This window comes from Micromonospora sp. CA-248089 (assembly GCF_050948515.1).
Taxonomy (GTDB): domain Bacteria; phylum Actinomycetota; class Actinomycetes; order Mycobacteriales; family Micromonosporaceae; genus Micromonospora.
This window is the reverse complement of sequence record NZ_CP192016.1, coordinates 5,716,221-5,738,563: the sequence shown is the minus strand read 5'-3', so window position 1 is coordinate 5,738,563 and position 22,343 is coordinate 5,716,221. Positions and strand designations below refer to the sequence as shown.

General features: G+C 73.7%; 24 protein-coding genes and 1 riboswitch. Of the genes, 19 read left to right on the top strand and 5 right to left on the bottom strand.

The window, feature by feature from the left end; translation table 11 throughout:
• The first annotated feature begins 74 nt into the window (after positions 1–74).
• The 8 genes from infA (at position 75) to truA (ending at position 4,775) form a co-directional block, all read left to right on the top strand.
• A complete protein-coding gene (gene infA / locus ACQP26_RS26810) occupies positions 75–296 on the top strand; it encodes a translation initiation factor IF-1 (RefSeq protein WP_007073013.1) in 222 nt (73 codons plus the stop codon).
• Between the two features lie 92 nt (positions 297–388).
• A complete protein-coding gene (rpmJ, locus tag ACQP26_RS26805) occupies positions 389–502 on the top strand; it encodes a 50S ribosomal protein L36 (RefSeq protein WP_012184307.1) in 114 nt (37 codons plus the stop codon).
• Positions 503–710: 208 nt separating this feature from the next.
• A complete protein-coding gene (rpsM, locus tag ACQP26_RS26800) occupies positions 711–1,091 on the top strand; it encodes a 30S ribosomal protein S13 (protein WP_013288614.1) in 381 nt (126 codons plus the stop codon).
• An 18-nt stretch (positions 1,092–1,109) separates the two neighbouring features.
• On the top strand, positions 1,110–1,517 hold the full coding sequence (rpsK, locus tag ACQP26_RS26795; RefSeq protein WP_013288613.1) for a 30S ribosomal protein S11: 408 nt from the start codon (positions 1,110–1,112) through the stop codon (positions 1,515–1,517).
• A 14-nt stretch (positions 1,518–1,531) separates the two neighbouring features.
• Complete coding sequence (gene rpsD, locus ACQP26_RS26790; RefSeq protein WP_018784565.1) at positions 1,532–2,158, top strand: 30S ribosomal protein S4; 627 nt, start codon at positions 1,532–1,534, stop codon at positions 2,156–2,158.
• A gap of 95 nt (positions 2,159–2,253) precedes the next feature.
• Positions 2,254–3,276, top strand: coding sequence for a DNA-directed RNA polymerase subunit alpha (locus ACQP26_RS26785; RefSeq protein ID WP_007073009.1), 1,023 nt, complete (start codon positions 2,254–2,256; stop codon positions 3,274–3,276).
• Between the two features lie 34 nt (positions 3,277–3,310).
• The gene (gene rplQ, locus ACQP26_RS26780) at positions 3,311–3,871 is read left to right on the top strand and encodes a 50S ribosomal protein L17 (RefSeq protein WP_269704006.1); all 561 of its coding nucleotides are present in this window, start codon (positions 3,311–3,313) and stop codon (positions 3,869–3,871) included.
• A 70-nt stretch (positions 3,872–3,941) separates the two neighbouring features.
• Positions 3,942–4,775 carry a tRNA pseudouridine(38-40) synthase TruA gene (truA, locus tag ACQP26_RS26775; RefSeq protein WP_433494308.1) on the top strand — a complete coding sequence of 278 codons (834 nt, stop codon included), beginning with the start codon at positions 3,942–3,944 and terminating at the stop codon, positions 4,773–4,775.
• Between the two features lie 7 nt (positions 4,776–4,782).
• Here truA and ACQP26_RS26770 read toward each other — a convergent pair whose 3' ends face one another.
• Positions 4,783–5,991: a hypothetical protein gene (locus ACQP26_RS26770; protein WP_433494307.1), complete on the bottom strand. Its 1,209-nt coding sequence runs from the start codon at positions 5,989–5,991 to the stop codon at positions 4,783–4,785.
• Between the two features lie 125 nt (positions 5,992–6,116).
• On the opposite strand from ACQP26_RS26770, the gene ACQP26_RS26765 reads away from it, so the two are divergent.
• Genes ACQP26_RS26765 through ACQP26_RS26750 form a run of 4 tightly spaced genes read left to right on the top strand, consistent with a single transcriptional unit; the run spans position 6,117 to position 10,230 of the window.
• Positions 6,117–6,722 (top strand): class I SAM-dependent methyltransferase, encoded by a 606-nt coding sequence (locus tag ACQP26_RS26765; RefSeq protein WP_433494306.1) that lies wholly within the window; start codon positions 6,117–6,119, stop codon positions 6,720–6,722.
• A gap of 41 nt (positions 6,723–6,763) precedes the next feature.
• On the top strand, positions 6,764–8,443 hold the full coding sequence (locus tag ACQP26_RS26760) for an ABC-F family ATP-binding cassette domain-containing protein (RefSeq protein ID WP_433494305.1): 1,680 nt from the start codon (positions 6,764–6,766) through the stop codon (positions 8,441–8,443).
• Positions 8,440–9,246, top strand: coding sequence for a nucleotidyltransferase family protein (locus ACQP26_RS26755; protein WP_433494304.1), 807 nt, complete (start codon positions 8,440–8,442; stop codon positions 9,244–9,246). Before ACQP26_RS26760 ends, ACQP26_RS26755 begins: the two co-directional genes overlap by 4 nt.
• Positions 9,247–9,267: 21 nt before the next feature.
• The gene (locus ACQP26_RS26750) at positions 9,268–10,230 is read left to right on the top strand and encodes an aldo/keto reductase (RefSeq protein ID WP_433494303.1); all 963 of its coding nucleotides are present in this window, start codon (positions 9,268–9,270) and stop codon (positions 10,228–10,230) included.
• Positions 10,231–11,256: 1,026 nt separating this feature from the next.
• On the opposite strand, the gene ACQP26_RS26745 is transcribed toward ACQP26_RS26750, so the two are convergent.
• On the bottom strand, positions 11,257–12,168 hold the full coding sequence (locus ACQP26_RS26745) for a DUF559 domain-containing protein (protein ID WP_433494302.1): 912 nt from the start codon (positions 12,166–12,168) through the stop codon (positions 11,257–11,259).
• A 118-nt stretch (positions 12,169–12,286) separates the two neighbouring features.
• Positions 12,287–12,398, top strand: a riboswitch (TPP riboswitch).
• Here ACQP26_RS26745 and thiE point away from each other — a divergent pair.
• The 7 genes from thiE to thiC all read left to right on the top strand — a co-directional run bounded on the left by thiE (position 12,393) and on the right by thiC (position 18,309).
• Complete coding sequence (gene thiE, locus ACQP26_RS26740; protein ID WP_433494301.1) at positions 12,393–13,019, top strand: thiamine phosphate synthase; 627 nt, start codon at positions 12,393–12,395, stop codon at positions 13,017–13,019. (Overlaps the previous riboswitch by 6 nt.)
• Positions 13,013–14,143 carry a glycine oxidase ThiO gene (gene thiO, locus ACQP26_RS26735; RefSeq protein ID WP_433494300.1) on the top strand — a complete coding sequence of 377 codons (1,131 nt, stop codon included), beginning with the start codon at positions 13,013–13,015 and terminating at the stop codon, positions 14,141–14,143. Before thiE ends, thiO begins: the two co-directional genes overlap by 7 nt.
• A complete protein-coding gene (gene thiS / locus ACQP26_RS26730) occupies positions 14,134–14,334 on the top strand; it encodes a sulfur carrier protein ThiS (protein WP_281579740.1) in 201 nt (66 codons plus the stop codon). The genes thiO and thiS overlap by 10 nt, the downstream gene beginning before the upstream one ends.
• 4 nt (positions 14,335–14,338) lie before the next feature.
• Complete coding sequence (locus ACQP26_RS26725) at positions 14,339–15,112, top strand: thiazole synthase (protein ID WP_433494299.1); 774 nt, start codon at positions 14,339–14,341, stop codon at positions 15,110–15,112.
• A 62-nt stretch (positions 15,113–15,174) separates the two neighbouring features.
• A complete protein-coding gene (locus ACQP26_RS26720; protein ID WP_433496206.1) occupies positions 15,175–15,840 on the top strand; it encodes a thiamine phosphate synthase in 666 nt (221 codons plus the stop codon).
• A 79-nt stretch (positions 15,841–15,919) separates the two neighbouring features.
• The gene (gene thiD, locus ACQP26_RS26715) at positions 15,920–16,708 is read left to right on the top strand and encodes a bifunctional hydroxymethylpyrimidine kinase/phosphomethylpyrimidine kinase (RefSeq protein ID WP_433494298.1); all 789 of its coding nucleotides are present in this window, start codon (positions 15,920–15,922) and stop codon (positions 16,706–16,708) included.
• A 17-nt stretch (positions 16,709–16,725) separates the two neighbouring features.
• Positions 16,726–18,309, top strand: coding sequence for a phosphomethylpyrimidine synthase ThiC (gene thiC, locus ACQP26_RS26710; protein ID WP_433494297.1), 1,584 nt, complete (start codon positions 16,726–16,728; stop codon positions 18,307–18,309).
• A 42-nt stretch (positions 18,310–18,351) separates the two neighbouring features.
• Here the strand turns inward: thiC and ACQP26_RS26705 are convergent, their stop codons facing one another.
• The 3 genes from ACQP26_RS26705 to ACQP26_RS26695 all read right to left on the bottom strand — a co-directional run bounded on the left by ACQP26_RS26705 (position 18,352) and on the right by ACQP26_RS26695 (position 22,342).
• Entirely contained in the window at positions 18,352–21,012 is a 2,661-nt protein-coding gene (locus tag ACQP26_RS26705) for a hypothetical protein (protein WP_433494296.1), read from the bottom strand.
• A 74-nt stretch (positions 21,013–21,086) separates the two neighbouring features.
• Positions 21,087–21,395: a cupin gene (locus ACQP26_RS26700; protein ID WP_269704024.1), complete on the bottom strand. Its 309-nt coding sequence runs from the start codon at positions 21,393–21,395 to the stop codon at positions 21,087–21,089.
• Positions 21,392–22,342, bottom strand: a complete 951-nt coding sequence (locus ACQP26_RS26695; RefSeq protein ID WP_433494295.1) for an LLM class F420-dependent oxidoreductase — start codon at positions 22,340–22,342, stop codon at positions 21,392–21,394. The genes ACQP26_RS26700 and ACQP26_RS26695 overlap by 4 nt, the downstream gene beginning before the upstream one ends.
• Between the last annotated feature and the right edge of the window lies 1 nt (position 22,343).

Below are 22,343 nucleotides of genomic sequence, written 5' to 3'. Positions count from 1 at the left end.
CTGATCTTGGTCAGTTCTCCCGTGTAAGACGTTGTGGGCCGTCCGGAGCAACCGACGTCAGGACAGCGGAGTACATGCCGAAAAAAGACGGAGCAATCGAGATCGAGGGTCGGGTCATCGAGCCCCTGCCGAACGCCATGTTCCGGGTGGAGCTCGCGAACGGCCACAAGGTGCTCGCTCACATCAGCGGCAAGATGCGGCAGCACTACATCCGCATCCTGCCGGAGGACCGGGTCGTCGTCGAACTCTCGCCGTACGACCTGACCCGCGGGCGCATCGTCTACCGCTACAAGTAATCCTGACGGCGGCCGGGACGTTCCCGTGTCCGTCTTCGACGTCCGGATCGCGCACCGTCGCGGCTCCGGGCCAGATGGGAAGTAAGGCAACCGTGAAGGTCAAGCCGAGCGTCAAGAGGATCTGCAACAAGTGCCGGGTGATCCGTCGGCACGGCCGGGTCATGGTCATCTGCACCGACCCGCGCCACAAGCAGCGCCAGGGCTGACGCCCCACACATCACCAACTCGTCCCAGCCGCGGTCGGTGCGCCTCGCGTACCCCCTCGTGGTTGACCCCCGGTCGGAGGCCGGGGCCCGCTCGGGCAGCGACCCGTCCCGGTCGCCGGCGTTCGTCGCCGGAAGGACAGGGCCGGTCGCGTAGCGGGGTGGGACGGGTCCACACCTCCGCCACACATCACGAGGAGTACGCCCGCACATGGCACGTCTAGTCGGCGTGGATCTCCCCCGCGAGAAGCGGATGGAGATCGCGCTCACCTACATCTTCGGGGTCGGTCGCACCCGCGCCCTGGAGACGCTCGCCGCGACCGGCATCTCGCCGGACAAGCGCGTTCGGGACCTCACGGACGAGGAGCTCGTCGAGCTCCGGAACCACATCGAGGGCAACTACAAGGTTGAAGGCGACCTGCGCCGCGAGGTCGCCGCTGACATCCGCCGCAAGGTCGAGATCGGCTGCTACGCCGGTATCCGGCACCGTCGCGGTCTGCCCGTGCGTGGCCAGCGCACCAAGACCAACGCGCGGACCCGGAAGGGCCCGAAGCGGACCGTGGCCGGCAAGAAGAAGCCCGGCAAGAAGTAACTAGGAGCGCACAGACTTATGCCACCGAAGGCTCGTGCCGGAGCCGCCGTCAAGAAGGTCCGGCGCAAGGAACGCAAGAACGTCGCCCACGGGCAGGCGCACATCAAGAGCACCTTCAACAACACCATCGTGTCCATCACGGACCCGACCGGTGCGGTCATCTCCTGGGCCTCCTCCGGCCAGGTCGGCTTCAAGGGCTCCCGCAAGTCGACTCCGTTCGCCGCGCAGCTCGCCGCCGAGGCCGCCGCGCGCCGCGCGATGGAGCACGGCATGCGCAAGGTCGACGTGTTCGTCAAGGGCCCCGGCTCCGGCCGGGAGACCGCCATCCGTTCGCTGCAGGCCGTCGGCCTCGAGGTCGGGCAGATCTCCGACGTCACGCCGCAGCCGCACAACGGGTGCCGTCCGCCGAAGCGTCGCCGGGTCTGAGAGGTTAGAGAGAGATGGCTCGTTACACCGGTGCTGACTGCCGCCGTTGCCGGCGGGAGAAGATGAAGCTGTTCCTCAAGGGCAGCAAGTGCGATGGTCCGAAGTGCCCGTTCGAGTCCCGGCCGTTCCCGCCCGGGCAGCACGGCCGCGGCCGCACGAAGGAGACGGAGTACCTGCTCCAGCTCCGTGAGAAGCAGAAGGCCCGTCGTGTCTACGGCGTGCTGGAGAAGCAGTTCCGCGGCTACTACGAAGAGGCCGTGAGCAAGGAGGCCAAGACCGGCGAGGTCCTGCTGCAGATCCTCGAGTCGCGGCTGGACAACGTGGTCTACCGGGCCGGCTACGCCAAGTCCCGGGACATGGCCCGTCAGCTGGTCAAGCACGGCCACTTCACGGTGAACGGCAAGAAGGTCGACATCCCGTCGTACCGCGTCAAGGAGCACGACATCGTCGAGGTGCGTGCCAAGAGCAAGGAGCTCACCCCGTTCCTCGTGGCGCAGGGTGAGGCCGGCTCGCGGACCGTTCCGGCGTGGCTGGAGGCGATTCCGAGCCAGCTGAAGATCCTCGTGCACTCGCTCCCGGCCCGCCAGGTGATCGACACCCAGGTCCAGGAGCAGCTGATCGTCGAGCTCTACTCCAAGTAAGGGCTCGTTGCGGTGGCCCGTCCTCCGGGGCGGGCCACCGGAACAGTTGTGTCGTGGGCGTCAAATAGCGGGCGCCCCGGAAGAGAAGAGAAAAGATGCTCATCAGCCAGCGACCGTCTCTCTCCGAAGAGTCGATCAACGAGACCCGCTCCCGGTTCACCATCGAGCCGCTGGAGCCCGGCTTCGGCTACACGCTGGGCAACTCCCTGCGGCGTACGCTGCTGTCCTCCATTCCCGGTGCGGCGGTCACCTCGATCAAGATCGACGGTGTCCTGCACGAGTTCACCACGATCCCCGGGGTCAAGGAGGACGTGGTCGAGCTCGTCATGAACATCAAGGAGCTGTGCGTCAGCTCCGAGCACGACGAGCCGGTCAGCATGTACCTGCGCAAGCAGGGCCCGGGCGACGTGACCGCCGGTGACATCCAGCCCCCGGCCGGTGTCTCGGTGCACAACCCGGACCTGAAGCTCGCCACCCTCAACGGCAAGGGCCGGCTCGACATGGAGCTGACCGTCGAGCGGGGTCGCGGCTACGTCACGGCGGCGCAGAACAAGCAGGCGGGCGCCGAGATCGGCCGGATCCCGGTCGACTCGATCTACTCGCCGGTGCTCAAGGTGACGTACCGGGTCGAGGCGACCCGTGTCGAGCAGCGGACCGACTTCGACCGGCTGATCATCGACGTCGAGACCAAGCCGTCGATGGGCCCGCGTACCGCGCTGGCCTCGGCCGGCTCGACGCTGGTGGAGCTGTTCGGGCTCGCCCGTGAGCTGGACGAGACCGCTGAGGGCATCGACATCGGCCCGTCGCCGCAGGACGCCCAGCTGGCGGCGGACCTGGCCCTGCCGATCGAGGAGCTGGACCTGACCGTCCGCTCCTACAACTGCCTCAAGCGCGAGGGCATCAACTCCGTTGGTGAGCTCATCGGGCGTACCGAGGCCGACCTTCTCGACATCCGCAACTTCGGCCAGAAGTCGATCGACGAGGTCAAGATGAAGCTCGCCGGGATGGGCCTGGGGCTGAAGGACTCGGCTCCGAACTTCGACCCGGCGCACGTCGTGGACGCCTTCGGTGAGGCGGACTACGACACCGATGACTACCGCGAGACCGAGCAGCTCTAGTCCGCGCTGCCGCCACACCTGAGGAGCACCAAGCATGCCCACGCCCACCAAGGGCCCCCGCCTCGGCGGCAGCCCCGCGCACGAGCGGCTGATGCTGGCCAACCTGGCCACCGCGCTGTTCCAGCACGGCAAGATCCAGACCACCGAGACGAAGGCCCGGCGGCTGCGTCCGCTGGCCGAGCAGCTCATCACCAAGGCCAAGCGCGGCGACCTCGCCGCGCGTCGCCGGGTGCTGGGCGTCGTCAAGGACAAGGACGTGGTCTACGCCCTGTTCGACCAGATCGCGCCCCGGTACGCCAACCGCAACGGTGGCTACACCCGGATCGTGAAGACCGGCCCGCGCAAGGGTGACGCCGCTCCGATGGCGATCATCGAGCTGGTGGAGGAGCTTCAGGTCGCCGAGCCGAAGGCGAACAAGAAGACCGCCGCCCGCAAGGCCGCGCAGCAGGACAAGGTCGAGGCCCTGGCCCCGGCCGAGGAGAAGCCGCGCTCCAGCGAGGGCGACCAGGACGCCGAGGCCCCGGTCTCCGCGTCGGGTGACACCGCCGCCGCCCGTGAGGACAGCGACGAGGCCACCGAGAACGACAAGGCCTGAGATCAGGCTCGACCGGGCCCGGCATCCCTTCGGGGGTGCCGGGCCCGTCGCCGTCGACAGGAGGTACGAGGTGGACGAGCGAACCCGGCTGCGGCTGGACGTCTCGTACGACGGCACCGACTTCTCCGGGTGGGCCCCCCAGCCGACCCGGCGCACCGTGGCGGGTGTGCTCATGCAGACGCTGGACCTGGTGCTCGGCGCGGGCACGGTGACCGGCCTGACAGTGGCCGGGCGTACCGACGCCGGTGTGCACGCCACTGGGCAGGTCTGCCACCTCGACCTGCCGGCTCCGGTGTGGCGGGAGCACGAGGGGCGGTTGCTGCGGCGGCTGGCCCGGCTGCTGCCGCCGGACGTGCGGGTACGCGCGATGACCGAGGTGCCGGCCGACTTCGACGCCCGGTTCTCGGCCACGTTCCGGCGCTACGAGTACCGGGTCACCGACGCACCGTGGGGCGCCGAGCCGCTGCGTCGCGGGGACACCCTGGCCTGGCCGAAGCCGCTGGACCTGGCGGCACTCAACGCCTCCGCCGCCGGGCTGGTGGGCGAGCACGACTTCGCCGCGTACTGCCGGCGCAAGGAGAACGCGACCACGCTGCGCGAGGTGACCCGGCTGGACTGGCGGCGCGACCCGGACGGAATCCTGGTCGCCACCGTGCAGGCCGACGCGTTCTGCCAGAACATGGTGCGCAGCCTGGTCGGGGCGATGCTGGTGGCGGGCGACGGGCGGCGGCCGGTCCAGTGGCCGGCCGGCCTGCTGAGCCGGCGTGAGCGCTCCAGCGAGGTCACAGTGGCACCCGCGCACGGCCTGGCCCTGGTCGAGGTGGGCTACCCGGCCGATCCGGCCGAGTACGCCCGCCGCGCCGATCTGACCCGCCGGTTGCGGGTGCCGGTGGCCGAGGGCTGAGCCGGGCTCAGTCGGTGCCCCGCTGACCGGCGCTGTCCCCGGCCGAGTCCGCGTCGGGCTGACCGGCCGTTCCGGCGGCCGCGCGACGGTCCAGCACGCTCCGGTTGAGGTGCAGCTCGACCAGGTCGTACATGATCTCGCGGGCGGTCGCGTCGTCGCTCCCAATGCGTTCCCCGTCGGCGCGGGTGACCAGGCAGAAGGCGACGTAGTGTCCGCGTACCTGCCAGGCGACCCGGGCCGCGGCCCGCTCCACCGCCTCGGTGTCGTCGCCCGCCGCCATGCCGCGGAACCGTCCCTGGCGCTGGTCGAGCAGCGGCCGGATGCGGTCGCGTACCCGCTGGGCGGTGGCCACGTCGGTGAGGTTGAACAGACCGGCGGTGACCAGGTGGTCGCCGTCGGGGGAGCGCAGCGTGCCCCGCACGACCTGGTTGCAGCCGAGCCGGACCAGCAGGTCGGCGATCTCGCCGGTGGCCGCGACCTGGCACTTCGTGCTGGCCTGGGTCTTCAGCACCCGGTAGGCGGGCTTCCCGTCGGTGAGCACCAGGTCCTTGGTGGGGAAGACCTCCTTGGCGGTGAGCGCCGCCTGGTCGGTGTCCCGGGAGTCCAGGTCGGTGGCGCCGGACGGGGTGCTCGACTCGCTCGGCTGCGGGGTCGGCTGGCCGGCCGGCGGCGTGGCGGTGCGTTCGTCGAGCAGGGCCGCGACGGCGAGCCCGGTGAGCGAGAGCAGCAGAAGTACGGCGGCGCCGCCCACGAGCGTCTGCCAGAACCGGCCGCCGCCGCGGCGCTCGGCGCGCCGGGTCCGGGGCAGCTCGGAGACGTCGGCGGCGCGGGCCGTCGGGCTGGCCGGGATCGGGACCGTCGGCCGGTTCGTCGCCGCCGGTACCGGTGCCGGCATGGGCGGCGCGGGCTGCGGCACCGGTGAGGGCTCGCGTGGTGGCGCGGGCCGCCCGGGTGTCGGCGCCGGGGCCGGTGGTGCCGGAACGGGGGCGCGGGCGTCGTCCGCCGTGGCCTGCCCGTCGGGGTCGGCCTGCTCGGGTGCGCCGGCCGGGGGCAGCGCCGCTTGCGGGCGCGGCGGCGGGGGCAGCGACGGCGTGGGGAAGCGGGAGCGTGACGGGCCCGCGGGCGGGGGCGTCGTGGCTGCGGGCCCGTTCGGGGCCGACCCGGGCTTCGGGTACTCCAGGAAGGTGTCCTCATCGGACTCGTACCGGTACACCATGTGGCATAGAGTAGGACTGATTGTCCCTTTCAGGGGTAATATCGGGAAATTCTGGCGGAGTGGCGTCCGGCTCCGCCCGCGACACCGTCGCCGGAACCGCTGCGGCCCGGTGCGAGAATGCCTGCGTGACCGGCGACCACTACTTCACCGCTGAGCCCTCGACCCCGGCCCGCCCGCGCGAGGTCGAGTTCACAGTCGCCGGACGCGACTACACGCTCGCCTCGGCCGGCGGCGTCTTCTCCGCCGACCGGCTCGACCCGGGCACCGCCGTGCTGCTGCGCAAGGCCGACCTGCCGGCCGCCGACGTCACCGGCGCGCTGCTCGACATCGGCTGCGGCTTCGGCCCGATCACCTGCGTCCTGGCCACCGTCGCGCCGAAGGCCCGCGTCTGGGCCGTGGACGTCAACGAGCGCGCCCGCGCCCTCACCACCGCCAACGCGGCAAGGGTCGGCGCCGCCGACCGGGTCCGCGCCGTCGCGCCCGACGACCTGCCGGACGACGTCACCTTCACCCAGATCTGGTCCAACCCGCCGATCCACATCGGCAAGGCGGAACTGCATGGCCTGCTGCTGCGCTGGCTGCCCCGCCTCGCCCCGGACGGCGTGGCATGGCTCGTCGTCGCCCGGCACCTCGGCGGCGACTCGCTGCACCGCTGGCTGGTCGAGCAGGGCTGGCCCGTCGAGCGGCACGCCAGCCAGAAGGGCTACCGGGTGCTGCGGGTCACCCGGTAATCCGGTGTCGTCCACCGACCCGGCTCGGGCAGGATGCCCGCGTGGGATACGTGGACGTGGCAGGAGTCGGGCACATCCTCCCGGACGGGCGTGAGCTGTTCAGCGACGTGTCGTTCCGGGTCGGAGAGGGTGCCAAGGTGGCGCTGGTCGGCCCGAACGGCGCCGGAAAGACCACACTGCTGCGGATGGTCGCCGGCGACCTGCCGGTGAAGACCGGCGCGATCGCCCGCTCCGGTGGGCTGGGCGTGATGCGGCAGTTCATCGGCATGATCGGAGACGAGTCCACGCTCGCCGACCTCGCCCTGTCGCTGGCGCCGCCGGCGCTGCGCGACGCCGGGCGGCGGCTCGCCGAGACCGAGGCGGCCATGCGGGCGGCCGAGGTCCGCGGCAAGTACAGCTCCGCCGCCGCCAAGACCCAGCTCGCGTACGCCGAGGCGCTCGCCGCCTGGGGCGAAACCGGCGGGTACGACGCGGAGGTCCTCTTCGACACCGTCGCCACCATCGTGCTCGACCTGCCCTGGGACAGCGCCCGGGAACGGCCGGTGCGCACACTGTCCGGCGGCCAGCAGAAGCGTTTCGCACTGGAACTGCTGCTGCGCGGCCCGGACGAGGTGCTGCTGCTCGACGAGCCGGACAACTTCCTCGACGTACCGGGCAAGCGCTGGCTGGAGGCGCGGCTGCGCGAGTCGGGCAAGTCCGTGCTGTACGTCTCGCACGACCGGGAACTGCTGGCGCAGACCGCCGACCGGGTCGTCGCGGTGGAGGGCGGCAGCGCCTGGGTGCACCCGGGCGGCTTCGCGAGCTGGCACGAAGCCCGGGTGGCCCGCCACGCCCGCCTCGACGAGCTGCGCAAACGCTGGGACGAGGAGCACCAGAAGCTGCGTGAGCTGATGCTGATGTACAAGCAGAAGGCCGCGTACAACGACGGGATGGCCTCCCGCTACCAGGCCGCGCAGACCCGGTTGCGCAAGTTCGAGGAGGCCGGGCCGCCGCCCGTACCCCCGAAGGACCAGGACATCCGGATGCGTCTGACCGGCGGGCGGACCGGCAAGCGCGCGGTCATCGCCGAGCAGCTGGAGCTCGACGGCCTGACGTATCCGTTCGACCTGGAACTCTGGTACGGCGACCGGGTCGCGGTGCTCGGCGCGAACGGCACCGGCAAGTCGCACTTCCTGCGCCTGCTGGCGCGGGGCGGCACCGACCCGGAGCCGGGCAACACCCCCGTCGACGGTACCGGCGCGCTCGCACCGGTCGCCCACGGCGGCGTGGTCCGGCTCGGCGCGCGCGTGCGACCCGGGCACTTCTCGCAGACCCACGACCGGCCGGAACTGATGGCCAAGACACTCGTCGAGGTGCTGTGGCGCGGCGACGACCACCGCGCCGGCATGGACCGGCACGCGGCCATGGCGGCGCTGTCCCGGTACGAGCTGGCCGGTCAGGGCGACCAGCGGTTCGGCACGCTCTCCGGCGGGCAGCAGGCCCGGTTCCTGGTGCTGCTGCTGGAGCTGTCCGGGGCGACGCTGCTGCTGCTCGACGAGCCCACCGACAACCTCGACCTGGCCTCCGCCGAGGCGCTGGAAGCCGGGCTGACCGCGTTCGAGGGGACTGTGGTCGCGGTGACCCACGACAGGTGGTTCACCCGTACCTTCGACCGGTTCGTGTTGTTCCGCGGCGACGGCGACGTGGTGGAGACGCCGGAGCCGGTCTGGGACGTCGGGTGATCGACCGGGACCTGGCCGACCGGCTGTGCGCGGTGGACGGCGTGGTCGCGGTGGCGCTCGGCGGCAGCCGCGCCCGCGGCGACCACCGGCCCGACTCCGACTGGGACCTGGGCCTCTACTACCGGGGTACGCCGGACCTGGCCGGGCTGCGCGCGGTGGCCGCCTCGATCGCCGACGGGCCGGTGGACCTCACCGTCCCGGGCGGCTGGGGACCGTGGGTCGACGGGGGCGGCTGGCTGCGCGTCGGCGGGGTCGCGGTGGACTGGATCTACCGCGACCTGGACCGCGTGCACCGGGTCTGGGCGGACTGCCGGGCCGGCCGCTACACGGTCGAGGTGCAGGCCGGGCACCCGCTCGGCTTCTACTCGCACGCGTACGCCGGGGAGGTGGCGCTCGGACGGGTGCTCGGCGACCCGACCGGCGAGCTGACCGCGCTGCGGGCCGAGACCGTCGACTACCCGCCCGCGCTCGGCGCCGCGCTGGTCGCGGCCGGCTGGGAGACCGGGCTGCTGCTCGACGGCGCCGCGAAGGGCGCGGCCGGGGGCGACGCCGGCTACGTGGCCGGCTGCCTGTTCCGGGTGGTCGGGGTGCTGGTCCACGCGCTGCACGGCCGCGCCGGACGATGGCTTGTCAACGAGAAGGGCATGATCGCCTCCGCCGGGCGCCTGCCGGGTACGCCGCCGCACTTCGCCGAGCGGGCGCAGGCACTGCTGGGCGCGGTGGGGCGTACCCCGTCCGAGCTGGCGGCGACGATCGCCACTGCCCGGACGCTGGCCGCCGAGGTGCTCCCGCTGCCCGGGTGACCCCCGGGCAGCGGGCATAGGGTGGATCTCGTGAGTGAGATGACCTATCGCCGGCTGGGCGACTCCGGGCTCGTGGTGTCCGTGGTCGGTATCGGCTGCAACAACTTCGGCCGCAAACTCGACCTCGACGGCACCCGCGCGGTGGTGGACGCCGCGCTCGACGCCGGGATCAACTTCTTCGACACCGCCGACATCTACGGCGAGCCGCAGGGCGCCTCCGAGGAACTGCTCGGCCAGGCGCTCAAGGGGCGCCGCGACGACGTGGTGGTGGCCACCAAGTTCGGCATGGACATGCACGGCGCGAACGGGCCCGACCACGGCGCCCGGGGCGCCCGCCGCTACATCGCCCGCGCCGTCGAGGCGTCGCTGCGCCGGCTCGGCACCGACCACATCGACCTGTACCAGATGCACGAGCCCGACCCGGGCACCCCGATCGACGAGACGCTCGCCGCGCTGGACGACCTGGTGACCGCCGGCAAGGTGCGCTACCTGGGCAACTCCAACTTCGCCGGGTGGCAGATCGCCGACGCCGACTGGACCGCGTCGTCGCAGGGCCGTACCCGGTTCATCTCCGCGCAGAACCACTACTCGCTGGTGGAGCGCGGGGTGGAGGACGAGGTGATCCCGGCCTGCGAGCGGTTCGGCCTCGGCATGCTGCCGTTCTTCCCGCTCGCCAACGGGCTGCTCACCGGCAAGTACAAGCGTGGCGAGGCACCCCCGGAGGGCAGCCGCCTCGCCGGTGGCGGCCGGTACGCCGAGCGGCTGGCCGCCGCGCGCTGGGACGTCATCGAGGCGATCGAGGCGTACGCGGCAGAGCGCGGGATCAGCATGCTCCAGGTGGCCATCGGCGGCCTGGCGGCCCGTCCCGCCGTGACGTCCGTGATCGCCGGCGCGACCACTGCCGAGCAGGTGAAGGCGAACGCCGAAGCGGGGACGTGGCAGCCCAGCGACGATGACCTGGACGCCTTGGACGCCATCCTCTGACCGTCCCCGCCGGTGCCGACGCGCCCGCCCGCGCGTCGGGTCCGCCCGTGCGCCCGAGCGTTGGGTCCGCTCGCGCTCGGGCCCCGCCCGTGCGTCCGGTCCGCGCGTTGGGTCCGCTCGCGCTCGGGTCCGTCCGCCCGTGCGTCCGGTCCGTGCGTTGGGCCCGCCCGCGCTTAGGTCCGCCCGTGTGCCCGCGCGTTGGGTCCGCCCGCGCTTAGGTCCGCCCGTGCGCTCGCGTTCGGTCCGCCCGCGCGTCGGATCCCGCCCGTGCATCCTGTCCGCGCGTTGGTCCGCTCGCGCTTGGGTCCCGCCCGTGCGTCCCGCCCGTGCGTCGGGCCTGCCCGTGCGTGGGGCCAGCTCGCTCGATCGGCCCGTCCGCGCGGCCCGTCCGCGCGTGGTGTCCGTCCGCGCCTTCGGTCCACAGGTGTTCGGTCCGCCCGCCATCGCAGGTGCGCCCGCTCGTCGGCGTGCAACCGTCGGGGCTTGCTCCGCGCGGCGGGGTGCGCCCACCGGGCCCCGCCCGCGCGCGGAGGCACCCATGGCGTTCCACTCGCAGGCAGCGCTCACGATGGCTGGAACGGTATGGGTGTCAAAAGGGCCTTGAGACACCCATGGCGTTCCACTCGTCGCCAGATTCAGTCGCGAGTGGAACGCCATAGGTGTCTGCGGCGGCCTCCTGACGCCCGTGGTGTCTCGGGCGGCCCGGCTCGGCTCGGCTCGGCTCGGCTCGGCCCGGCCCGGCCCGGCTCGGCCCAGCCCGGCTCGGCCCGGCTCGGCTCGGCTCGGCCCGGCTCGGCTCGGCTCGGCCCAGCCTGGCTCGGCTCGGGCCAGGTCAGGCACCACGGGTCAGGCGCCGGGTGGCGGTGGCCGGGCCGGCGCGCGGCGGGGCGAGACTCGTAGCTGCGGGCTGCGGGCTGCGGGCTGCGGGCTGCGGGCTGCGGGCGCGGCGGGGGTGCGGACCAGAGGCGTGGCAGGGTGCGGCGGGCGCGGGCGCGGGCGCGGGCGCGGCGGGCGGCGGGGTGCGGGTCAGTGGTTTGCTGCGGTGGCGCGACGTTCGGCCAGGGCCTGGCGTACCAGGGCGACTGTGGCGGCGGGACGGCGTAGCACGTCGTCGGCGGTGAACCGGAGCACGACCCACCCGGCCGCGCGGAGCGCGTTCAGTCGCGCCACGTCCCGCCGGAAGTGAGCCCGTTCCCGGTGGTGGTCGCCGTCGTACTCGACCGCGAGGCGGAGAGCCGGCCAGGCCAGGTCCACCCGGGCCACGAAGCGTCCGCCGGCGCGCACCTCGTGCTGGGCGGTGAGCGGGCCGAGACCGGCGTCGAGGAGGAGCAGCCGCAGTCGCGTCTCCATCGGAGACTCGCTCAACGGCTCGGCCATCGCCAGTACCTCGCGCAGCAGCGGAGCGCCCGGCCAGCCCGACCGGTCGGCGGCGTAGGCCCGCAGTGCGGGCAGCTTCACGACCCGGCGACGCAGCAGCGCGTCGACGGCGACCAGCGCCTCGGCGAGTGAGCCCTGCCGGCCCAGGTCGAACGCGGTACGCAGCGGGGTGGTGACCGGCAGCCCGCCGAAGAAGGTGCGGTCCCGCTCCGGCAGGGGCGACCGGACCACCCGCAACCGTGGGTGCGGTCGTAGTCGAGCAGCGGTCGGCAGCAGCACGGTGACCGGCGCGTCGCGGGGGAGCACGTCCGCGCCGAACAACCAGGCGGCGCTGCTTCCTGCCAGCACGGCAACCGGCGGCAGGCGCAACGCCACCGCCTCGCACCACATCCGGTGGTCGTCGGCGCGGTGTCCGTCCCGATGCACGTACACGTCCGGGAGCAGGCGGATCCACGTCGGCCCGCGCAGCATCGTCCAGGTGAGCAGCCCTTCGGACACGGCGCGGCCGCCCCGGAACGGCAGGGTCGCCAGGCGGCGCGGGACACGGGCGGGAACGGACATCCCAGCAGCGTGTCGTGACGAGACGGTCACCCACTGCCCCGATCCGGCGGACGGCTGGTTCCTGGGAAAAACCTCTCCCGGGCTTCCGTACGGGCGGGAGGCGTCGTACGGTAGGCCGCAAGTGACCCACGGGAGCCCGGTGCGGACCGGGCTGAGAGGGGGGCTGGGAGCCCCCGACCGTCGAACCTGATCCGGGTAATGCCGGCGCAGGGAGGAGCGTTGCCGTGCTGTCCCTGGGACGACTGCATCTCATCACCGACACCCGGCCGGGGCGTGACCCGCTCGCCGTGCTGCGCGCCGCCCTGCCGGTAGCCGGCGCCGACCTCGTCGTGCAGGTGCGCGTGGAGGACGACGCGACCGACCGGGAGGCGTACGAGCTGGCCCGGCTGGTGGTCGACGCCTGCCGGGCGTATGGGGCGCGGTGCCTGGTCAACGACCGGTTGCACGTGGCGCTCGCGGTGGGCGCGGCCGGGGGCCATGTCGGCGCGGACGACCTGCCGGTGCCCGCCGCGCGCCGGGTGCTCGGCCCGGACGCGGTGCTCGGCGCGACCGCCCGCGAGCCGGTGACCGCCCGTGCCGCAGTGGACGCCGGGGCCACCTACCTGGGCGTGGGCCCGTGCCATGTCACCACCACCAAGTCCGGCCTGCCGGAACCGATCGGCCCCGAGGGGATACGCGCGGTGGCGACGGCGGTGTCCGTGCCGGTGATCGCGATCGGCGGGGTGACCGCCGCGACCGTGCCGGCGTTGCGGGCGGCCGGTGCGTACGGGGTGGCGGTGGTCGGCGCGCTCAGCGCTGCTGCCGATCCGGCGCACGCCACCGCCGAGCTGATGCGGGCGCTGACGTGTTAACAAGGGACCCTTGCTCTACCGGAGGCGTTAACAGGGGGCCCTTCCTTACCGAGGTGGCGGTGGTGGGGGGCGGGCCGATCGGGTGGGCGATCGCGTGGCGGTGCGCGCAGCGCGGACTGCGCGTGGTGGTGCACGACGACCGGCCCGGGTCGGGCGCGTCGTCGGTGGCCGCCGGGATGCTGTCGCCGGTCGCCGAGGCGTACTTCGGTGAGCACGAACTCACCGCGCTTCTCGTCGAGTCCGCCGCCCGCTGGCCCGGCTTCGCCGCCGAGCTGACCGAGGCGAGCGGCGTCGACATCGGCTACTCCACCGAGGGCACGCTCGTCGTCGGGCTCACCGCCGACGACCTGGCCGAGGCGAAACGGCTGTGGTCGTACCAGCAGGGGTTGGGACTGCCGATCACGCCGTTGCGCCCCTCGGAGCTGCGCGGCCGCGAACCGGCGCTGGCGCCGCGCGTGCGCGGCGGCGCTGTCGCGCCCGGCGACCATCAGGTCGACCCGCGGCGGCTGGTCGCCGCGCTGCGCACGGCCGCCGAACGCGCCGGTGTGGAGCTGCGTCCGGCCCGCGTCGGCGCGTTGTCCGAGGTGGACGCGCGGGTCACTGTGGTCGCGGCGGGCTGCGGCGCGGCGGCGCTGACCGGCCTGCCGGTCCGGCCGGTCAAGGGCCAGGTGCTGCGGCTCCGCGCACCCGGTGACGGTCCGCCGGGCTTCCGGCACGTGATCCGGGGGTACGCGGACAGCGAGTCGGTCTACCTGGTGCCCCGGGACAGCGGTGAGGTCGTGGTCGGGGCGACGGTCGAGGAGCGCGCGGACACCGCTGTCACCGCCGGTGGCGTGCTGACGCTGCTGCGCGCCGCCGCGGAGCTGGTGCCGGAACTGGTCGAGTACGAGCTCGTGGAGGCCGTCGCGGGGCTGCGCCCCGGTACGCCGGACAACGCGCCGATCATCGGGCCGCTGCCGGGGCGGCCGGGCGTGGCCGCGGCGACCGGGCACCACCGGCACGGCATCGTGCTCACCCCGGTCACCGCCGACCTGGTCACCGAGCTGATCGTCACCGGCGAGCCGGATTCCGCGCTCGCCCCCTTCACCCCGGATCGCTTCGGGAAGGAGCGCACGTGGAACTGATCGTCAACGGCACGGGCCGGACGCTGCCCGACGGCGTCACCGTCGCCGAGGTGGTCCGCACCGTCACCGACCGGGAGCGCGGGCTCGCGGTGGCGGTGAACGGCGAGGTGGTGCCGCGCGGCGGCTGGCCGGAGAGCGTGCTGCGCGACGGCGACCGGGTCGAGGTCCTCAGCGCCACCCAGGGCGGGTGAGCAGGTGTCCACGTTGGAGATCGGCGGGGTCACGTTCGGCTCGCGGCTCGTCCTCGGTACCGGTGGCGCGGCCAACCTGCACGTGCTGGAGCAGGCGATCCGGGCGTCCGGCACCGAGCTGGTGACGCTGGCGCTGCGTCGGGTGGACACCACACCCGGCGGGTCGGGTGGCCTGCTCGACCTGGTGGAGCGGTGCGGCGTACGGCTGCTGCCGAACACGGCCGGCTGCCGGACCGCTGTGGAGGCGGTGAAGACGGCGCACCTGGCGCGGGAGGCGTTCGACACCGACTGGGTGAAGCTGGAGGTGATCGGTGACGAGCGCACGCTCCTTCCCGACGGGGTGGAGCTGCTGCGCGCCGCCGAGGATCTGGTGGCGGACGGGTTCACAGTGCTGCCGTACACGTCGGACGATCCGGTGCTGGCGCGGCGGCTGGCCGACGTGGGCTGCGCGGCGGTGATGCCGGCCGGGTCGCCGATCGGTTCCGGGCTGGGCATCGGCAACCCGCATCACATCCGGCTGATCCGGCAGGCCGTCGACGTGCCGGTGGTGCTCGACGCGGGCATCGGCACCGCCTCGGATGCGGCGCTCGCGATGGAGCTGGGCTGCGACGCGGTGCTGCTGGCGAGCGCCGTGACCCGGGCCGCCGACCCGGTGGCGATGGCCACGGCGATGCGCTACGCGGTCGAGGCCGGGCGTCTGGCGTACGGCGCGGGCCGCATCGCCCGCCGCTTCCACGCCCTCGCGTCCACCCCGGATGAGGGACGGCCCGACCTGTGACCGCCTCACGCCTAGCGGATCTTGGTACGGATGCGCCCTTCGAGGGGCGGCCGCGTACCAAGATCCAGGGCGGGCCGAGCGGCATCGTGCTGCTGACCGATCGGCGGGTCGCTCGACGGGCGCTCGTCGACGTGGTGGCGCGGGCCGTGGGTGGGGGAGTGCGGTGGGTGGTGCTGCGGGAGAAGGACCTGCCGCGCGCCGAGCGCCTCGCGCTCGCCGCCGACCTGCGCGCGATCCTCGCCGACGCGGGCGGCACGCTGATCGTGGCCGGACCCGATCCGCTCGACGGGGACGCGGTGCACCTGCCCGCCGCCGGCCCGTACCCGCCGCCCGCCGTCGGACTCGTCGGCCGCTCCTGTCACGACACCGCCGAGCTGGCCCGCCTCACCACCGAGCACTACGCAACAGTGTCCCCGGTCTACGAGACAAAGACAAAGCCCGGCTACGGCCCGGCGTTGCGACCGGACGGATTGAGTGAGCTGGCGAAAGCCAGCCCGGTTCCGGTGCTCGCCCTGGGCGGCATCGAAACCCCGGCCCAGATCCACGCATGCATAGAGGCAGGCGCAACAGGAGTAGCGGTGCTGGGCGCCATCATGCGCGCGAAGGACCCGAGAGAAACCGCCACCACGCTGGGCAGAGCCTTCCAGGAGGCGGCCACCCGCTTGACGCGCACCCACCCCGCGCGATCCGACGAAGGCCCGCACGAGAAGGGCTGCGGCCGACCGTGACCACGCAGGGATCAAGCCTGACCGCCCGGAGTGGGCACGGTCGGCCGCAGCCCCCTACCGCAACAAACGGAGAAGACCAGTGACGCCGAAAACAGTTCTCACCGTCGCAGGATCCGACTCCGGAGCAGGAGCGGGCATCCAGGCCGACCTCAAGACGTTCGCCGCGCTCGGGGCGTACGGCACGACAGTCCTCACCGCCGTCACCGCGCAGAGCACCAGGGGCGTGGACGCCGTCCTGCCGCTGCCCCCACAGACGGTGCGCGACCAGATGGACAGCGTGCTCGGCGACTTCGACGTGCGCGCCGTGAAGAGCGGCATGCTCGGCACCCCCGCCGTCGCCGACGCGGTGGCCGAGGCGGCCCGGGCCGGGCGGCTGCCGCACCTGGTCGTCGACCCGGTGCTGGTCGCCACGAGCGGGCACCGGCTCGGCGTGGTGGAGGCGGTCGAGCGGCTGCTGCCGTACGCGGAGGTGGCGACGCCGAACTGCGCGGAGGCCGCGGCCCTCACCGGAGGCCCGGTGGGCACGGTCGAGGAAATGGTCGCGGCGGCCGAGGCGCTCGCGGCGCGCGGACCGGCGTTCGTGGTGGTGACCGGCGGCGACGTGGACGCCGACGGCGAGTCGGTGGACGTGCTCGCCGGCGGCGGAACGACGCGGCTGCTGCGCGCGCCCCGGGTGGACACCCGGCACAACCACGGCACCGGCTGTTCGTTCTCGGCCGCCGTCGCGGTCCGGCTCGCCGCGGGCGACGCGGTGCCGGTCGCGGTGGCGGCCGCCAAGGAGTACGTCACCCGCGCGCTGACCGGCGCGCGGACCTGGGAGCTGGGCGCGGGACGCGGCCCGCTGGACCACTTCGGCTGGTCCGCATGAGCGACAGGGAGGCTGGCATGCAGGCACGTCGCAAGGTGTACGTGGAAGGCTCACGCCCGGACATCCGGGTGCCGTTCGCCGAGGTGACGCTGACCGGGGACAACCCACCGGTACGGCTCTACGACACCTCCGGTCCCGGCTCCGACCCGGAGGTGGGGCTACCCGCACTGCGCGGGCCGTGGATCGCCGAGCGCGGCGACGTGGCTCCGGTGCGCGGTGCCGGCACGCCGCTGGCCGGAACCCGTCCGACCCAGCTCGCGTACGCCCGGGCCGGGATCGTCACGCCGGAGATGGAGTTCGTGGCGATCCGGGAGTCGGTGTCGCCGGAGTTCGTGCGGGACGAGATCGCGGCCGGCCGGGCCGTGCTGCCGCTGAACGTGAACCACCCGGAGTGCGAGCCGGCCATCATCGGCAAGGCGTTCCTGGTGAAGGTCAACGCCAACATCGGCACCTCGGCTGTCACCTCGTCGGTGGGCGAGGAGGTGGAGAAGCTGACCTGGGCGACCCGGTGGGGCGCGGACACCGTGATGGACCTGTCCACCGGCAAGCGCATCCACGAGACCCGCGAGGCGATCGTGCGGAACGCGCCGGTGCCGATCGGCACGGTGCCGATCTACCAGGCGCTGGAGAAGGTCGGCGGCGACCCGGTGAAGCTGAGCTGGGAGGTGTTCCGCGAGACCGTGATCGAGCAGGCGGAGCAGGGCGTCGACTACATGACCGTGCACGCCGGGGTGCTGCTGCCGTACGTGCCGCTGGCAGTGGACCGGGTGACGGGCATCGTGTCCCGGGGCGGCTCGATCATGGCGGCCTGGTGCCTGGCGCACCACGAGGAGAACTTCCTCTACACGAACTTTCGGGAGCTGTGTTCGCTGCTCGCGAAGTACGACGTGACGTTCTCCCTCGGCGACGGCCTGCGCCCCGGCTCCATCGCCGACGCCAACGACGAGGCGCAGTTCGCCGAGCTGCGCACGCTCGGCGAGCTGACGAAGGTCGCCTGGGAGTACGACGTCCAGGTGATGATCGAGGGCCCCGGGCACGTGCCGATGCACAAGATCAAGGAGAACGTGGACCTCCAGCAGGAGTGGTGCCACGAAGCGCCGTTCTACACGCTCGGGCCGCTGACCACCGACGTCGCGCCCGCGTACGACCACATCACCTCCGCGATCGGCGCGGCGATGATCGGCATGTTCGGCACCGCGATGCTCTGCTACGTCACCCCGAAGGAGCACCTCGGGCTGCCCGACCGCGACGACGTGAAGGCGGGCGTGATCGCGTACAAGATCGCGGCGCACGCGGCCGACCTGGCCAAGGGGCACCCGGGCGCGCAGGCGTGGGACGACGCGCTGTCGAAGGCCCGGTTCGAGTTCCGCTGGGAAGACCAGTTCAACCTGGCGCTCGACCCGGAGACCGCGCGGGCGTACCACGACGCGACACTGCCCGCCGAGCCCGCGAAGACCGCGCACTTCTGCTCGATGTGCGGGCCGAAGTTCTGCTCCATGAAGATCACGCAGGAGCTGAAGGACTACGCGGCGCGAGGCATGCGCGGCAAGTCGGAGGAGTTCGTCGCCTCCGGCTCTCGGGTCTACCTGCCGCTGGCGTGAGCTCGGTCGGGGCGGGCCGATCCGGTCCGCCCCGACCGTCCGTCAGTCCCGGTGGTGCCGCCCGGTACGCAGCGAGCGGGCGTCGTCGGCGTTGTCGTCCGAGGCGAGACCGGCGACCCAGTCCACGTACTCGTCGTCGGCAGCGGTGGTCGGCTCGGCCGTACGTTCGGCCGGCTCCGGGTCGCTCTTGGCCCCCCGGTTGCGGCGGAACAGACCGCGCAGCGGCTTCGACTTCCCGGCGGGCGCGTCGGCGTCGTCCGGCTCGGCGTGCCGGCCGCGCCGGGAGTCCGGGTCGCTCGTCGTCTCCGGCGCCGTGGCGTCCGGCAGCGCGGTGACGGCCTCGGCCGGTACGGCGGTCACCGCCTCGGGACGGGCGATCGGGCCTGCATCCGGCCGGGCGACCGGTCCGGCGGGACGGGCGTTCGTGGCGAGCGCGTCCCAACCGGCGCTCGCGCCCGGCTCGGGGAGGCCCCGGTGGCGGGGACGCGGCGCCGGCTCGGCCGGGACACTCGTCTCCGCGCCGTCCCGGGCCGGTGCGTCCGGTCCGGCGGTGGCGCGGTGCGGGCGGCCCGCCGGGGTGATCGGCCAGGCCGGGCGTACCTCGCCGGGCGCCGCGTCCTCGAACATCGGGAACCGGGGCCGGGTCGACGGGGCCGGCGCCGGGTCGTCGAAGAAGAAATTGCGTCCGGTACGCGCAGCCGGGTCGACGTCCCCGGTCGGGGAGCCGGTACGGGAAGCCGGGCTGCCGAGGGAACCGTCCGGCGTGCCGGGGTCCGTGCGGTCCGGTGCCGAGGTGGCGCTCGTGTCGTCCCGGGCCGGGTCGGCGGCCTGCGGGATCGGGGCGGTGTCCGTGGCCGGGCGGGCCCGACGGATGGCGGCCGTCGGCGTGGCGTCGGTTTCGCCGCTCGGTGTCGTGTCGGCCGGGCCGGCGGCGCGGGGGGCCTTCGGAGCGCGGGTACGCCGAGGGCGGGTGGCGCGGCCCGTCGCGCTGGTGTCCCCGGCGGCTTCGACCCGGGGCGTGGCGGGGGCGTCGCTGTCCGCGTCGGCCGGGACCGGCCCGGCGAGGGCGCCGCTGTCCGTACGCGGGCCGGGAACGTGGCTGTCGGCGGTGCCGCCGGTGGCCGGTGAGGTGTCCGTGCCGGCGCTCGGGGAGGTGTCGTCCCCTGGGCGGGGTGTGGTGCCGTCGGCGGGTGGCGTCGATTCGTCGGCCGTCCCGCTGGACCGGCCGGCGCGGGTACGGCGCGGCCGGGTCACCCGGGGCGCAGTCGCCGTCGTTTCCGGTTCCGGGGTGGCGTCGTCCGTGCCGGCCGCCGAACCGGTGCCGGAGACGGCCTCGCTGTCTGCCGGGATGCCCGTCGCCTGCCCGGACGTTCCAGGGGCGGAACCGGCAACGGCCCGGTCGGGGGTGCCTGCGCGGTCCGTGGTGACCGCCTCGCCGGTGCTGCCCGCATTGGCCGTGCCGCTTTCCGGACCCGGGGCCGGCTCGGGGCGGCCCGCGGCGAGGACGTCGATGGCCGAGGTCCGGCGGCCCGGGGGCAGCAGACCCGGCATGGGCTGGCCGTGGCTCGTGTCGGCGACGGCCGGGCGGTCGTCCCCCGGCCGTTTCGCAACGGTCGGCTGATCGCCGGCGGGCAGATCCGCGAGGGCCGGCCGGGCGGCGGCGGGAAGGTCGGTACCGGCCGGAGCCGCCGCGGCCGAACCGCCGGGCTCCGGCCAGTTCCAGTGCGCCGGTGCCGCGGCACCGCTCGTCACCGGAGGCTCGGGCGGGGCGGCCGGGACGCCCGGAGCGGACGAGTGCGGCAGCGGGGCGAGGATGTCGGTCGCCTCGACGGCGTCGGGGTCACCGGTGGCGGTGACCGGGCGGGGCAGCATCGTGGTGGCGGTCGAGCCGAGCGCACCGGCGATCACGGCGATCAGCGCGCCGTAGTAGGGCGCGACCTGGTAGCGGTCGGTCGCCGAGCCGGGACCGGCGGTCAGATAGGCGAACGCGACGAGCACCGGGCCGGCCGCCCCGGCCGCGCCGCCGACCAGAGGCGGCCACTCGGCCCGGCGGGCGAGCACCCCGACCGCGCCGCCGGCCAGCAGGGCGAGGACCGGCAGCAGCAGCATGGACAGGCGCTGCGCCGCCTCCGGATCCAGCCAGGAGGGTTCGAGGACGCCGAGCCGCACCGTGGCCAGCGGGCGGCTGGAGACGATCGTGGGCGCGACGGAGAGCAGCGCCAGCAGCCAGACGAGCCCGGCGGTGATCGCCACTCCCCAGCCGAACGGCGGCTTGAGCAGGACGGCGATCGCGGCGCCCGCGCCGACCACAGCGCCGAGGGCGGCGCAGATGCCGACGGCCCAGACCGGGTCGACGGACCCGCCCAGCTCGGCCGCGCGGGCCGGTTGCATGCACAGCGGGGCGACCACCATCGCGCCCAGCGCACTGACGCCGGCGATGGAGAGCAGTTCGGTGGTGCCGCCGGGACTGTCGTCGCGGCGGGCGAAGCGCTCGGTGAGGACGGCTCCGGCGACCGTGGCGACCGCGGCGAACCAACCCACCCAGACGAGCTGGGCGGGCCACCGGTTGACCGAGACGTCCACGAACGCGCCGTCGAGGCGTACGACTCCGAAGCCGTACGCGATGCCCAACTGGCCGGCCCCGGCCAGCACGCTCACCCCGAGCGCCGTGAGCAGCAGCCTGCCCCACGTCCGAAAGGCCATGTCGGGCACGTTACGGCCCGGTGCCCCCGATCGCCACCTTGCCGCCGCGCGGCGCGGCGAACCTGCCGGTGTGGCTACTTCAGCTCGACCAGGCGAGCGAGGTAGGTGGTGTCGCCGACGTTCGTCAGCATGTGCACCGCGCCCGGGTCGCGGTAGACCACGCCGCCGGTCGGCTCGTCGGCGTCGATGGTGGTGCCGTCGATCGTCTGCACCACGTTCTTCGCGCCCTGGATCGCCACCACCAGGTACGGGTGGTCGTGGCGGTGCAGCGGCTGCCGCTCACCCGGCTCCAGCCGGATGTGCCAGACGCGTACCCGGTCGTTCTCGTACACGATCTCCTGGCCCACCGGGCCGAGTTCGAGGTCGGCGGAGATGTCGGTCATCGCGGTCCGTCCAGTCGGGGGAGCACCTCGGCGGCGATGAGCTCCAGGTGGTCGAGGTCGTCGAAGTCGATCAGGCGCAGGTGGACCCGGGTGGCCCCGATCGCGGCGAACTCGCCGATCCGGTCGACCAGCTGGGCGGGGGAGCCGACCACCGGGTCCTCCGGCGGTAGTGCGCTCGTGACGTGCAGCGGCGCGGCCCGGCGCTGCGCCTCGGCGTCGGTGCGTCCGATCGCCACCACGATGCCGGCGGAGAGCGTCAGCGGGGCCCGGCCGGAGGCGTCCCGGCCGGTGCGGTCGCACGCCTCCCGGACCCGCTCGTACGCGGCGGCGGTCTCGGCCACGCTCTTGAACGGCATGTTGAACTCGTCGGCGTAGCGGGCGGCCAGCTCGGGGGTGCGCTTCGGTCCCCGGCCTCCGACGATCACCGGCGGGCCGGGCTGCTGCACCGGCTTGGGCAACGCCGGGGCGTCGACCAGCCGGTAGTGCTCACCGGTGAAGCTGTACGTCTCGTCCGCCGGCGTGCGCCACAGCCCGGTGACGATCTCCAGCTGCTCGGCGAGCCGGTCGAAGCGCTCGGCGACCGGCGGGAACGGGATGCCGTACGCGGTGTGCTCGCGCTCGTACCAGCCGGCGCCGATGCCCAGCTCGACCCGCCCGCCGCTCATCCGGTCGACCTGGGCGACCATGACGGCGAGCGGCCCGGGGAGCCGGAACGTGGCGGACGTGACGAGCGTGCCCAGCCGGATCCGGGAGGTCTCCCGGGCCAGCGCGGCGAGCGTCAGCCAGGCGTCGGTGGGGCCGGGCAGCGCCGGCTCGTCCCCCATGGCCCGGTAGTGGTCGGCCCGGAGGAAGCCCTCGAAGCCGGTCTCCTCGACCAGCCGGGCGAACCGGAGCTGGTCGTCGTAGTCCGCGCCGCGGTGGGGTTCGGTGAACACCGAGACCCGCATG